This window comes from Pseudomonas congelans, assembly GCF_900103225.1.
In the GTDB taxonomy this organism is placed as follows: domain Bacteria; phylum Pseudomonadota; class Gammaproteobacteria; order Pseudomonadales; family Pseudomonadaceae; genus Aquipseudomonas; species Aquipseudomonas congelans.
In genome coordinates, this window is the sequence record NZ_FNJH01000007.1 from 1 (window position 1) to 13,427 (window position 13,427).

Consider the following 13,427-nt stretch of genomic DNA (forward strand, 5'->3'; position numbering starts at 1 on the left):
TTCTGGTCGGTCTGGCCCTTTATGTCCCACTGTTTGCCAACGCGCCTGCCCAGGCTGTCGTACTGGTAGCTGCTGGTGCTTTCCACCTGACTGTTGGCCATGGTCTCGGTTTTGACCAGGCGGTTTTCGCAGTCGTAGGTGAAGGTTTGCCAACGCACGATGCCGACGATTTTCTCGACCAGGTTGCCCCACGCGTCGTACTTGTATTCGTGGTTGCTCCACTTTTTGAGGCGGTTGTCTTTGACGCGGTCGAAGCAGCTGGTGTTGAAGTTCAGGCGGTTGCCGGCAGCGTCGTAGCGGAACTCTTCACCGTCGAAGCGTTTTTCGGGGTTGTGTTCAAGCAGGCGGCCGTTGGCTTCGTATTCGTAGGTGACTTCGCCACGCAGTTTGTCGAGGGTGCGGCTCAGTTCGCCGGCCGGGTCGTATTCGTAGCGGCGGTGGAGCGGGTTGTAGGCGTGCTCGACGTAGCGCTCTGGCTTTATGAGCGGGTTCTGGATCTGTGACAGTTTTTCCGCGGGCAGGGTGGTTGCGTACTGCCAGGTCTTGCGCCCCAGTGCGTCATAGCCGAAGCAACTGGTGAGTTTGCCCTGCGTGCGATAGATCTCGCGGTGCAGGTCATCGCGCTCCATGTCGCTGATCAGTTGGCCATCCAGGTTCAACTGGTGCAGGTGACCGCTGCCGTAATACAGGTGGTTCAGGTGCTGACCGGTGGGAAGGGTCAGCGTGGTCAGGTTGCTGAGTGGATCGTAGTCGTAGGTCAGGGCGCCCTGGGGCGAAGTCTCTTGGGTCAGTCGGCCCAGAATATCGTAGGCGAATTCCAGTTTTTCAGCCGTGACACCGAGTTTTCTGCCGCCGTCAGTGGGTGTGCGCTGAATGGACAGCAGGCGGTCGCTGTCGTCGTAGGTGAAATCCTGACGGGCGTCGTCGTTGAGTCTGGCCAGCAAGCGGCCGATCGGGTCGCGCTCGAAATGCGTGCTGCGCTGTGGTCGCTCACCTTTCTCGCTGTAGCCGATTTCCTCGACCTGAGTCAGATGTCCGCCGAGGTTGTAGCTGAAACGGCGGGTCAGTTGGTCGATGCGCTTTTCTTCGATCAGCCGGTCGGAGTCGTCGTAGGCGAACGTGTAGGTGGCGTCGTTTTCATTGATTAGCGCGGCAAGGCGCAGGGCCTTGTCGTACTGGTAGCCCACGATAAAACCCTTGGGGTCTTGGCGTCTGATCGGCAGGCCACGGGCGTTGCGTGCCAGATGGGTGGTCTGGTCTTTGCCGTTGGTGTGCGTGAGCACCTGGCCGTGGGCGTTGTAGGTGAAGCTCTCGCGGGTGCCGTCCGGATGGTTGATGCTCAGCACTTCGCCACCGGGTTTGCGTTCCAGTGTGGTGGTGTTGTTCAGGGCATCAGTGACGGCGACCAGTTGATCGCGTTCGTCGTAACGGTACCAGGTGCTCTTGCCCGAGCAGTCCTGGAAGCGCTCGACCTGCGCCAGGTTGTTCCACCACAGGTATTTGGATTTGTAGGTCGCATCGATGATGGTGTGCGGCAGGCCATCTTCGCTGTTGAGGTATTCGGTCTTTTGACCCAGCGCATCGATCTCGGCAACCAGATTGCCTTTCGAATCGTAGCGGGCCGTCCAGACGGCGCCGTCAGGGTAAGTGATCTGTTTGACCAGTGTGGTCTTGTAGTGATGCTGATAGCGCGTGGTTCGGCCCAGCGGGTCGGTTTCTGCGGTCAGGCGTGACAGGTCGTCGTACTCGAAGCCCAGCTGGTTGCCATCGGGCAGCGTCAGGCCGGTGATATTGCCGGTGTTGTCCAGCGCGATACGGTACTGCTCACCGCCGAAATCAGTGCTGGCGATGACGCGACGGTCCTTGTTGTAGGTCACCTCGGCACGACGCCCCAACACATCGGTTACGCGCGTCTGGCGCGCCTCGAAATCATAATCGAAATGAAACTGCTCGCCGTCGCTGGTCCAGTGTTCGACCACGCGCGGCTTGCCGTCAAGAACCTCCCAGCGGTATTCGCAACTGAGCCCCAGCGCATTGGCGTGGCGGGTCATCAGGCCATCGGTGTAGCTGAAGTTACGCACCGAGTCGCCATTGCGGTTGTACACACTGTTCAACTGGCCATTGTTGTCGTAGCCATAGCGCACCAGCGTCTCGACGGCCTTGTCGCCGACGATACGCTTGACGGTGCTCAGGCGGTTGGTCACCTCGTCGTAGTGCAGGTGCACACGATGCCCGCCGGTGGAGCAGATGTCGGTCAGAACACCGTCTTCGCTGCGTACGAAATGCAGAAAATGACCGAGGGCGTTTTCGACGCGTTGCAGGGGAACAGGCTGGTTGTCGTCGGGGACTTCACCAAAGTAGTAAAAGACATTATCCAGCGTTTGCAGCAGGTAATGACCGCCTTCGGTACGCACCAGATACAGCTGTTCCTGTGCGTTGTAGATGCGCTGGTTGTAGTCCAGTGTCACGAACGGCACGCTGCGGCCCTGATTGTCGCTGAGGTACAGAAAGCTGCCCTTGCGCCTCAGGCTTTGCTCCCAAGGCAACACCCAGCCCTTGCCCAGCGCGCTGTCGACATCAAGGTCGCTGGCGTAGAAGCGTGTCCACTCGATCGGCATCAGGCCGGGCAGGCTGAAATCGGACTCGTCGATCAGTAGTTTGCGTCCGGTGGTGGTGTCGACCGGGTTGCCGTGCAGGCCGCCCAGCACTTTTTCGGCCACGGGGGCGACGCCGAAGCGAAAAATGGCGTCCCCGAGAAAGACACCGCCCATGAACTGCAGCGCGCAAGGGCCTGCCGCTTTCAGGCCAGCCTGCATGCCCAGCTTGGCAATGCTGAGCACGGCCTTGGCGCCGCCGGCCACGACCAACAGAATGTCCACGGTGTAGCGGGCCATCGCCGACACCTCGTCATCCACCGGCAGGTAGCGTTGGGTACCGCCGCCGATGAAGACGTTGGGCGAGCCGGTGCCGATCTTCGCTCCGCAGGTCAGCTTGTCGCCCTTGCGCGCGGCGGGCTGACCGTTGATGAAGACGTTGCTGGAGCCTTCGGCCACCTTGACGATCGGCGAGTGCTTGTCACACACGGCGGTGCTTTCGATGGCAAAGGCAGCGGGGCGGCCATTGATGAACACGTTGGGCGAGGCAGATTCGATCTGCCCCGCCGGAGAGCTGAAGGCGCTGCCGATACTCTCCCCGATACTGGCAATGGCATTACCGGCCAGGCCGACAGCCATGGCCAGTAAAAAACCGCCGAACCCGCACGTGGCGACGGTGAGCGAGACATACGCCACTGCCGCGATGCCCACGATCGCCCCGAGCACAAAGCCTGCCATCGCTCCGGTGTGTTCGATCTCATCCAGTAACCGCGCTGCCTCGAACATCGCCGTTACTCCTGCGGGCTGCGAGTAATTGAGGTGCGATCACCTGGAGTGACGCTGATGTTCTGCAACGGATAGTCCATTAAAGCGTGTCCTGTCAGCGATGAAATAGAGTTCAGGGGGCGGTCAGGCCTTCAAGCATGCTGTCGAAATCCAGCAACCAGGTTTTCAGCGCGGGCTTTTCGGAATCAATCACGCAGCCCACGCTCAACCATTGGCGTTCGTTGTGATCAGCACACGGCACGATGGCACCGATAAGGCGTCCATGCCGTTCTTCGAGGCCTACGCGAAAATGAAAATCCAGCGCGAGCGCTGCATTACCCGCCAACAGCGTTTCATAGTGGCGAATGATCTGGACTTCGCCATGCAGTGGCTGCAGCGCCTTGACGGCTTCGGCGAATGCTTCTGCGAGCGTTGCCTTTTCAGGCATATCGCGACGCTGAATGGAGACGACGACAGGCTCTCCGCCCACTTGAACGGTGGCTTCGATCGCGTTGCACTGGAAACCTTCCGGAAAGCCGAAGTGGAACCCGCCGAAATTGAAACTGCAGGGCGCGTCGAGCAACGGCTTTGGAATAGGGATGAGCGCTTGGACACGTTCAAGTGCCTGCTGCGCGGCAGCACGTTCGGCTGCCTCACGCGCCAGGGCTTCGTCAGCCATTCGGCGCTCGGAGATGCGGTCGTAGAGACTGGTGCGCGTCATATGGCCGGAACCTTGTTCGTCAACATCTACATGTCCTTATGCAGGGCGGCCCCAGTGGCTGCCATTTGCAAGTTGACGATAAGCACTTGCGCGGGGGTTTTATATGTCCTGCGGTTACCCGCTCGCCTGGAAATGTCTGAAAGCCCTGTGTGAAGAAGGCTACGGACACAGTCTACTGTCGAAGGCTGAATCGTTTGACCTTTTCCCAAATGAAAGTTCAGTGTGGGCAGGGCAAAGCTCCAGAAGGCCCCGTGCCGGGCTTTCTGGAGCTTGAGCGGTTGCTTTGAAGCCTATTTCAACGCCTCAACCGCCTCCTCATCCTCCCGCCGATGCGCCCACTGATACAACGCCGGCAACACCAGCAACGTCAGTGCTGTCGACGACAGAATCCCGCCAATCACCACGGTCGCCAGCGGTCGCTGCACTTCGGCGCCGGTGCCGGTGGCGAGGGCCATGGGGATGAAGCCCAGCGATGCGACCAGTGCAGTCATCAGCACCGGGCGCAGGCGGGTGAGGGCGCCTTCGTTGATGGCGTCGTGCAGCGAGTGGCCTTGTTCGCGCAGGCTGCGGATGAAGGCGATCATCACCAGACCGTTCAGCACCGCTACACCCGACAGGGCGATGAAGCCCACGCCTGCGGAGATCGACAGCGGAATGTCGCGCAGCCACAGGGCCATGACGCCGCCGGTCAGGGCGAACGGGATGCCGGTGAAGACCAGCAGGCCGTCCTTGAGGTTGTTGAACATCATGAACAGCAGCGCCAGTACCAGCAGCAGCGCCACCGGCACGACGATCTGCAGACGTTTGGCGGCCGATTGCAGTTGTTCGAATTGCCCGCCCCAACTGGTCCAGTAGCCGGCCGGGATCTGCACGCCGTTGTCGATGGTGGTGCCCGCTTCTTCGACAAACGAGCCGAGGTCGCGGCCGCGCACGTTGGCGCTGACGATGACCACACGCTTGCCGTTCTCGCGACTGATCTGGTTCGGGCCCAGCACCAGGTCGAGGCTGGCGACCTGGGACAGGGCGATGAAGCTGATCTGCTGGTTGCCAGCGCTTGCAGGCACCGGAATGAGCAGGCTGGAAAGCCCGTCCACATCGGTTCGCAGTTGCTCGGAGAGGCGCACCACCATGTCGAATCGGCGGTCGCCCTCATACAGCGTGCCCGCCTGACGACCGCCCAGCGCAATGGCGATGGCGTCCTGCACGTCGGCTACGTTGAGGCCATAGCGCGCGGCCTTGTCGCGATCGATGTTGATGGTCAGCACCGGCAGGCCGGTTGTCTGCTCGACTTTGACTTCTGATGCGCCCGGTACCTTCTGAAGCGTGGCGGCGATTTTTGCGGCGGTCTGGTTCAGCACGTTCATGTCGTCGCCGAAGACCTTTACCGCGACGTCGCTGCGCACTCCGGAAACCAGTTCGTTGAAGCGCAACTGGATCGGCTGGGACAGTTCGTAGTTGCTGCCTGGCACACTGGCGGCGGCCTTTTGCAGGTCGGCGATCAGCGTTTCACGGGACTTGTCCGGGTCAGGCCATTCGCTTTGCGGCTTGAGCATTACGTAGCTGTCGGAGATGTTGGGCGGCATCGGGTCGGCGGCGATCTCGGCGGTGCCTGTGCGGGCGAACACGCGCTGCACTTCCGGGACCTTGTCGATGATGGCTTTTTCCAGACGCTGCTGCATGTCCACCGACTGGGTCAGGCTGGTCCCGGGCACTCGCAGCGCCTGCAGGGCGAAGTCGCCTTCGCTCAGGCTCGGGATGAACTCGCTGCCCATGCGGCTGGCGGTGAAGCCGGACAGCACGATCAGTAAGAAGGCCATGCCGAACGCTATCGAGCGATGCCCCAGTACCCAGCTCAGGATCGGCGCGTAGCGCTGGCGGGCGGTGCGCATCACCAAGCCTTCTTCTTCCTTGACCTTGCCGGTCACGAACATGGCGATGGCGGCAGGTACGAAGGTCACCGAAAGAATCATGGCGCCGAGCAGAGCGATGACCACGGTGAAGGCCATGGGGTGGAACATTTTGCCTTCCACACCGGTGAGGGCGAAGATCGGCAGGTACACGACCATGATGATCAACTGACCAAAGATCAGCGGCCGACGCGCTTCTCTGGCGGCGGCGAAGACCTCGTGGAAACGCTCGCTGCGGGTCAGCATGCGGCCATGCTTTTGCTGGGCATGCGCCAGCCTGCGGATCGCGTTTTCGACGATCACCACCGCACCATCGACAATGATGCCGAAGTCCAGCGCACCCAGGCTCATCAGGTTGGCGCTGACCTTGTTGGTGAACATGCCGGTGAAGGTGAACAGCATGGCCAGCGGAATCACCATGGCGGTGATCAGCGCAGCACGAATATTGCCGAGGAACAGAAACAGAATCACGATGACCAGAATCGCGCCTTCGATCAGGTTCTTCTTGACCGTCGCGATGGCTTTTTCCACCAGCGTGGTGCGGTCATAAACCGTTACGGCTTCCACGCCCTGCGGCAATGTGCGGTTGATCTCGGCGAGTTTGGCAGCCACCGCCTGCGAGACCGTCCGGCTGTTTTCACCGATCAGCATGAAAACTGTTCCGAGCACCACTTCACGACCGTTTTCGGTGGCTGCGCCGGAGCGCATTTCCTTGCCGATGCCGACCTCGGCCACGCTGCTGATCCTGATCGGCGTGCCCTGCACATTGGCAATGACGATGTTGGCGATGTCGTCTACGGTGCCCAACTGACCCGGTGCGCGAATCAGTAACTGCTCGCCGCCGCGTTCTATATAGCCTGCGCCGACGTTGGCGTTGTTGCGCTCCAGCGCTGCCACCAGATCGTTCAGCGTCAGCTTGTAGGCCGCCAGCTTCTTCGGGTCAGGCGCAATCTGATACTGCCTGGCGAAACCGCCGATGGTGTTGATCTCGGCCACGCCTGGCACGTTGCGCAGTTGCGGCTTGATGATCCAGTCCTGAATCACCCGCAGGTCGGTCGGCGTGTATGGCGTGCCGTCCTCCTTCAGCGCGCCCTCGCGGGCCTCGACTGTCCACAGGAAGATCTCGCCGAGGCCGGTGGAGATTGGCCCCATCATCGCATCAACGCCTTCCGGCAACTGGTCCTTGGCGATCTGCAGGCGCTCGTTTACCAGTTGGCGGGCGAAGAACAGGTCAGTGCCGTCCTCGAAAATCACCGTGACCTGGGACAGGCCCGAGCGCGACAGCGAGCGCGTCTGTTGCAGGCCTGGCAGCCCTGCCATGTTGGTCTCGATGGCGAAGGTGATGCGCTGCTCGGTTTCCAGCGGCGAGAAGCCGGGCGCAGACGTGTTGATCTGCACCTGTACGTTGGTGATGTCAGGGACCGCATCGATGGGCAGTTTCTGGTAGCTGGCGATGCCCAGCCCAGCCATGAGCAGCACAGCAAGCATCACGACGATGCGCTGTTCAATCGCGAATTGAATCAACCGTTCAAACATGTGGGTGTACTCGTGGGGCGCAGATCAATGGGCGTGCTCGGCGGAGCCTTTGCCCAGCTCCGACTTGAGGATGAAACTGCCGGCGGTGGCCACTTGTGTGCCGGCCGCCAGGCCCTTGACGATTTCCACGTGACCACCATCGCGGCGGCCAAGTGTCACTGGAGTCAGTTGAAACCCTTCGGCGTTGCGCACGAAAACCGAGGGCTTGTCCTCAACCGACTGGATCGCCGATTCAGGAAGACTGACCGCAACACTGGACTGCTCGGCGGCGACTTCCACCGACACGAACAGGCCGGGCCGCCACGCACCCTGCGGGTTGGCCAGTGTCACGCGCACGGCCGCAGCGCGGGTCTGCTCGCCCAGCAGGCTGCCGACATAGCCGACTCGCCCTTCGACCCGGGCATTCAGGTCGGGCGCACTGACGATGACCGGACGACCGACCACCACCTTGTCCAGATCCCTGGGCGCTACACCGAAGGTGGCCCAGACACGCGACAGGTCGGACAGCGTGAAGGCGTTGCTCGCCTCGTTGACCATCTCGCCGATGCCCAGGTGCTTCTCCACGACCACGGCATCAAACGGCGCGATCAGCTCGTAGCGGCTTCCCGCCGAAGGATTGGTGCTGGCACCAATGGCGCTGATCTTCTGCCGGGCGTTGGCCAGGTTGATGTCGGCCTCCTGAAAGTCCTGACGCGCCTGCAAGTAATCCTGCTCGGCCGAGATCCTGTCTTCCCAGAGTTTCTTTTCGCGTTGCAAGGTCAGGCGCGCCAGTTCCTGACGTCGTTGTGCGGCGTTCAATTCGCTGCGTTGATCGGAAATCTGCTGGCTGGCAATCACTGCCAGCACCTGGCCCTTTTTCACCGACTGACCCAGATCGACCTTCACCGCTTCGACCACGCCGCTGACCCGCGGCACGACATGCGCAGTGCGGTCTTCATCGAAGCGGATTTCACCAGGGAAGGTCACTGTTGTGCTCATCTGCCGGGGTTCGGCGCTGGCCAGTTCAATGCCTGCTGCCTTGATCTGCTCGGCAGTCAGCTCGATGTGTCCTTCTTCCTCTTCTTCATGGGAAGACTCGGAGGCTGCAGCGTCCGTTTTTTTCGCCTCGTTGCCATGACCCTGCTCGTCGGCGTGATCTGGCCCCTCGGCATGGCCCTGCTCGGATTCATGCGCGTGCTCATCGGCTGACGGCTCGGGTCCGGCTGCGAACGGCAACATCTGCGGGTTCAGGGTCAGACTGCCCAGACCAATGATGACCACCACCGCCAGCGCGATGGCAATGCTTCGTTTGTTGTTCATGAAGGCTCCCGGCGATCAGGTGCGTGCAGCACCTTTCGATACGCTCGATACAGGCGGAAAAGAAACGTCAGGGGTTGAGGCTGAAGCGGTTGAGATCACCGTGGATTCGCTCGATGGCGACTCTGGCGTCGGTGGCGGTGGCCAGCGATTCGAGGTACTGGCTGCGCGCCGAAATCAGCGTTCGTTGCGCGTCCAGCACTTCCAGAAAACCGAACTTGCCCATCTCGAAACCGCGCGTTGCCGTGTCGACGGCACGTTGCGCGGCAGGCAGGATCACGCGGTCGAAGGACTCGACTTCCTGTGCGGCGGTGTTCCATTGATCGAGGGCGGACTGCGTCTGGGTACGCAGCTTCAGTTCGACGGCGTTGCGCAGGTCGCGCGACTGGTCCGCACGGCGTGAGGCCGCGAGCACGTTGCCCTGGTTTCGATCAAACAACGGGAGTGGCATCGACAGGCCCACGACGTTGACCCGCTCGCGCTCTTCGCGGCTGTACTGGCTGCCGACGCTGACGGTCAGGTCAGGGACGCGCTTGGCGCGCTCCGACCCCAGCGCGGCTTCGCGCTGTTCGATCTGGGTTTGGGCCAGGCGCAGCTCGGCGGACTGATTGAGGGCGGTCAGTAACTTTGCGCTCGGTGGCAGCTTGCCCGGCGACAGGTCGCTGTAGTCCAGACGCTCGAAAGAGGCGAGCGGCGAACCGGTAGTGCGCGCCAGCTCGCGGTTGCTGTTGATTTTCAGGGTCTCGGCGCGGCGTACCAGCAGGTCGGTTTCGGCCAGCTGCACCTGGGCGCGTGTGGCTTCCACCGGCGATACCTTACCCGCCCGGACTCGCCCTTCGGCAACCTCAAGACCGCGCTCGGCCAGTGTTCTGGATTGGCGCGCCAGCTCCAGGCCAGCCTGTGCCCGCGCCGCTGCGTAGAACGCCTGAACCACCTCGGCACGCAGCTCGTTGCCGCGACGCTCCAGCTCCAGACGCGCAGCGTCCTGCCCCTTGCTGGCGGCCTCGATACGCGCACCGCGCTTGCCGCCCAGTTCCAGTGCCTGGCTGAGCATCACGGTGGTGGTGCTGGTGTCGCGGCGGGTGTCTTCCACTTCCCATGACACTGTCGGGTTGGGAATCAGCCCGGCCTGCTGTCGATCACCCTCGGCGACGCCGATCTCCCACTGTGCTGCGGCAAGTTCCGGGTTACGGGCGAAGGCTGCCTCCAGTGCCTGAGCCAGGCTGATGCCCTGGGCTGCGGCAATGCCAGGGGCAACAAACGGTAACAACACCAGGCAAAGTGCGGCGACTCTCATAGCACACTCCCTGCCGATCGATCTGTACGCTGAGCGCGCACGTTATTCTCCAGTCGCATGACTCACCCCATCGAAAGCAAAAAACAAACAGGCACCAGGGCGCTGAAGTTGGCTGGGGGGACTGTATGCAACCGGAGTTATCAGAGGGATTGCTGCAAAATTACGATTTTGTTATCCAGCGGGATGGGCGTTTCTTTTCAGTACACTGCACGGCATCGTCATCCACCGTTCATCAAACAGGAAGCCTGGTTATGCGAATCCTTGTCGTCGAGGACGAGCCGAAAACTGCCGAATACATGCATCAGGGTCTGACCGAAAGCGGCTATATCGTCGATATCGCTGCAACCGGTCTCGATGGGCTCTATCTCGCGCAGCATCAGGCTTACGATGTGGTGATACTGGACGTGAACCTGCCGGAGATGGACGGCTGGGAGGTGTTGAGTCGCCTGAGGAAGACCGTCAGTACGCGCATCATGATGGTCACTGCACGAGGGCGTCTCGAAGAGAAGGTCAAGGGCCTGGAAATGGGCGCCGATGACTATCTGGTCAAGCCGTTCGAGTTTCCCGAGCTGCTGGCACGGGTCCGCACGCTGATGCGCCGCAGCGAGCAGACCAGCACTTCCAAGGTCTTGCAGGTCGGCGATCTGGAGCTGGATCAGGGTCGCCACAGAGCCTTCCGTGGCAGTCAGCGCATCGACCTGACGACCAAGGAGTTCGCGCTGCTGCACCTGTTGATGCGGCACAGCGGCGAAGTCATGTCGCGCACCCAGATCATCTCTCTGGTCTGGGACATGAACTTCGATTGCGACACCAATGTGGTGGAGGTGTCGATCCGCCGTCTGCGCGCGAAGATCGACGATCCGTTCGAGACCAAGCTGATTCACACCCTGCGTGGCGTCGGTTACGTACTGGAAGTGCGTGAATGAAGCTGACCCGTCTCTCGACCCGTCTCGGATTGACGGTCGCGGCGCTCATCGGGTGTCTGGTGCTGTTGATGGAAATGCTCGCCTATGCAGCGATTTCCCGTCAGCTCGATATACGTGCCGAAGACGCGTTGAGCGAGAAGTTCAGGCAGATCGAACACAGCATGAGCGAGGGGTTTCTGGGCGTCGCCGACATCGTCCAGTACCCCCACACGCTGCGTGACCAGATTGTCGGGCATGACAGCTTCTCGCTGACCATTCTCGACGTGGGCAACCCTCGGCAAGAGTTGATGAGCGTCGGTAACCAAGAGGGACGAAGTCTGCCGGTTCCCGATACCGAAGCGCTGCCGCAAGGCTTTCAGGAACTGAGATCCGCCCAGGGTCACAAGATTCTGCTGGGTTACAGGACCGTGCGCCTCAAGACCGGTCAGGACGTGCTGGTCAGACTGTCCATGGACAGGGAAAGCGACACCGTTCTGCTGCACGCTTACGTCAGATCGACCTGCCTGGCCTTGCCGGTGATTCTGCTGCTGGTCGGCTTTGGTGTCTGGTGGGTGGTGCGTCGCGGGCTCAGGCCGCTGGGGGCGTTCAGAAAAGTCACCGCGCTGATCTCGGCCCGCGACCTGTCTCATCGCATGAAAGTGAAGGGCCTGCCTGACGAGTTGCGCGACCTGGCACATGCCGTCAACTTCATGCTGCACAGGCTGGACGGTGATGTGCAGCAACTGGCGCAGTTCTCGGACGACCTCGCGCATGAGTTGCGCTCGCCGATGAACAACCTGATGGGCAGGGCGCAGGTCACGCTGTCCAGACCGCGCCCGCCGGAGGAGTACAAGCAGGCGCTGGAGTCCTGTACCGAAGAGCTGGAGCGCATGTCGCGCATGATCAGTCAGATGCTGTTTCTGGCCAGCGTCAGCCAGCCCGCAGCGCCGCTGCCGGTCGAGATCATCGATCTGCGTGAGGAGGCAGACAAGGTCGCCGAACTGTTTTCCTCCTCGGCTGAGGATCGCGACATCACCCTGCAGGTTCAGGGGCACGCCGTGGCGACCGGTGACCGGCTGATGATTCAGCGAGCTATTTCCAATCTGCTGTCCAATGCCATTCGTCATGGTCTGTCCGGCAGCGTCATTACCCTTACGCTTGCTACGCATGAGGATGAAGTGTCACTGGCGGTGCGCAATGCGGGGGATGGCATTGATGCCGAACATCTGCCGCGCCTGTTCGATCGTTTCTATCGGGTGCATGTGAGCCGCGCGCGACAGCAGGGCGGGACCGGGCTAGGGCTGGCGATTGTGCGTTCCATCATGAGCCTGCATGAAGGGCAGGTCACGGTGCAGAGCGAGCCAGGCCAATTCACCACATTCAGTCTGATCTTTCCTAAACTGGTGTAATGCGTCAGGTTGGTGGTCGTTCTTCAAGAACCTTTCGCTGACCCCCGGCTCATAGCTTGTGAGCGGGTATTGCCCGGATGCTTCCGATGAAGCTGAACCTATAAGGATGGACGTATGACAGTTGCTTTCTGGTGCGTGCTGATCGCGATCTTGCTGCCGATTATGTGTGCCGGTATCGCCAAGTTCGGCAGCGGCAAATTTGGCAGTGGGCATAATCATGACCCGCGTGCCTTTCTCGACAAGCTGGAGGGGTTCCCGCGCCGCGCGCATGCTGCCCAGATGAACAGCTTTGAAGTGACCCCGGCGTTTGCTGCGGCGGTGATCATTGCGCACATTGCCGGTAACGCGCAGTTGGTGACCATTGATGTGCTGGCGGTGTTGTTTATCACCAGTCGCCTGCTCTACATCATCTTCTACCTGGCCGATCTGGCCGCACTGCGCTCGCTTGTCTGGCTGGTGGGTATGGGCCTGATCATCGCGTTGTTCGGGGTATCGGCTTTCCCAGCCGCGTCCTGACAGCCGCTTTGCGACGCTGCCGAGCATGGGCAGCGCCGCGACCCGATCAATCGTCTGGCTGGACCTTCTCGAGTTCGGTCTGGGCTTCCTGCAATTCCTTGCGCGAATCGGCGAGCTTGTCCTTGCGCTTGTTGATCTTCTCCGGATCGCCCTTTTCCATGGCCTTGTTCAGGTCGGTCTGACGGCGGCTGACTTCCTGCTTGGCATCAAGCACCTTCTGCTTGCGCTGTTTGATCAATGACGTCTCGGTGCAGTTGGCATTGACCTCGGCCAGTGCCTTTTCAAGGTCAGCCTGTTCCGCCTTGTTACCCTCGGTCTTGGCATCCTGAATCTTGCTGCTGATTTCCTGACTCTTGATCTGGCATTCGGACGGCATTGGGGCCTGTTCGTCTGCGAATACGGTGGTGGCGAGCAGCGTGCAGCTGGTGAAAAGGATCAGTGGCGATAAAAACTGCATATGAACTCCGTTTGAATACGGACA

9 protein-coding genes are annotated in these 13,427 nt (G+C 61.0%); 3 read left to right on the forward strand and 6 right to left on the reverse strand.

Annotated elements, in window-relative coordinates:
- The 5 genes from BLR20_RS20625 to BLR20_RS20645 form a co-directional block, all read right to left on the reverse strand.
- On the reverse strand, window positions 1-3,380 hold a 3,380-nt coding region (locus tag BLR20_RS20625), incomplete at its 3' end, for a DUF6531 domain-containing protein (RefSeq protein WP_074595020.1).
- Window positions 3,381-3,492: 112 nt separating this feature from the next.
- Window positions 3,493-4,080, reverse strand: coding sequence for a hypothetical protein (locus tag BLR20_RS20630; protein WP_054992453.1), 588 nt, complete (start codon window positions 4,078-4,080; stop codon window positions 3,493-3,495).
- A gap of 290 nt (window positions 4,081-4,370) precedes the next feature.
- Window positions 4,371-7,523 carry a CusA/CzcA family heavy metal efflux RND transporter gene (locus tag BLR20_RS20635; RefSeq protein ID WP_054992454.1) on the reverse strand — a complete coding sequence of 1,051 codons (3,153 nt, stop codon included), beginning with the start codon at window positions 7,521-7,523 and terminating at the stop codon, window positions 4,371-4,373.
- A 24-nt stretch (window positions 7,524-7,547) separates the two neighbouring features.
- The gene (locus BLR20_RS20640) at window positions 7,548-8,822 is read right to left on the reverse strand and encodes an efflux RND transporter periplasmic adaptor subunit (protein WP_054992455.1); all 1,275 of its coding nucleotides are present in this window, start codon (window positions 8,820-8,822) and stop codon (window positions 7,548-7,550) included.
- 67 nt (window positions 8,823-8,889) lie between these two features.
- Window positions 8,890-10,116: a TolC family protein gene (locus BLR20_RS20645; RefSeq protein WP_054992456.1), complete on the reverse strand. Its 1,227-nt coding sequence runs from the start codon at window positions 10,114-10,116 to the stop codon at window positions 8,890-8,892.
- Window positions 10,117-10,367: 251 nt separating this feature from the next.
- Here BLR20_RS20645 and BLR20_RS20650 point away from each other — a divergent pair, with 251 nt between their 5' ends.
- From BLR20_RS20650 to BLR20_RS20660, 3 genes are all read left to right on the forward strand, one after another.
- The gene (locus BLR20_RS20650) at window positions 10,368-11,042 is read left to right on the forward strand and encodes a heavy metal response regulator transcription factor (RefSeq protein WP_003420115.1); all 675 of its coding nucleotides are present in this window, start codon (window positions 10,368-10,370) and stop codon (window positions 11,040-11,042) included.
- Window positions 11,039-12,430, forward strand: a complete 1,392-nt coding sequence (locus BLR20_RS20655; protein WP_054992457.1) for a heavy metal sensor histidine kinase — start codon at window positions 11,039-11,041, stop codon at window positions 12,428-12,430. Before BLR20_RS20650 ends, BLR20_RS20655 begins: the two co-directional genes overlap by 4 nt.
- Before the next feature lie 114 nt (window positions 12,431-12,544).
- Window positions 12,545-12,946, forward strand: coding sequence for an MAPEG family protein (locus BLR20_RS20660; protein ID WP_054992458.1), 402 nt, complete (start codon window positions 12,545-12,547; stop codon window positions 12,944-12,946).
- Window positions 12,947-12,992: 46 nt separating this feature from the next.
- Here the strand turns inward: BLR20_RS20660 and BLR20_RS20665 are convergent, their stop codons facing one another.
- The gene (locus BLR20_RS20665; RefSeq protein WP_032612367.1) at window positions 12,993-13,403 is read right to left on the reverse strand and encodes a DUF1090 domain-containing protein; all 411 of its coding nucleotides are present in this window, start codon (window positions 13,401-13,403) and stop codon (window positions 12,993-12,995) included.
- Between the last annotated feature and the right edge of the window lie 24 nt (window positions 13,404-13,427).

Bases quoted from the DNA above. Each gene is read 5' to 3' on its own strand.
- BLR20_RS20630 (WP_054992453.1), bottom strand. From the start codon at position 4,080: ATGACGCGCACCAGTCTCTACGACCGCATCTCCGAGCGCCGAATGGCT.
- BLR20_RS20635 (WP_054992454.1), bottom strand. From the start codon at position 7,523: ATGTTTGAACGGTTGATTCAATTCGCGATTGAACAGCGCATCGTCGTG.
- BLR20_RS20640 (WP_054992455.1), bottom strand. From the start codon at position 8,822: ATGAACAACAAACGAAGCATTGCCATCGCGCTGGCGGTGGTGGTCATC.
- BLR20_RS20645 (WP_054992456.1), bottom strand. From the start codon at position 10,116: ATGAGAGTCGCCGCACTTTGCCTGGTGTTGTTACCGTTTGTTGCCCCT.
- BLR20_RS20650 (WP_003420115.1), top strand. From the start codon at position 10,368: ATGCGAATCCTTGTCGTCGAGGACGAGCCGAAAACTGCCGAATACATG.
- BLR20_RS20655 (WP_054992457.1), top strand. From the start codon at position 11,039: ATGAAGCTGACCCGTCTCTCGACCCGTCTCGGATTGACGGTCGCGGCG.
- BLR20_RS20660 (WP_054992458.1), top strand. From the start codon at position 12,545: ATGACAGTTGCTTTCTGGTGCGTGCTGATCGCGATCTTGCTGCCGATT.
- BLR20_RS20665 (WP_032612367.1), bottom strand. From the start codon at position 13,403: ATGCAGTTTTTATCGCCACTGATCCTTTTCACCAGCTGCACGCTGCTC.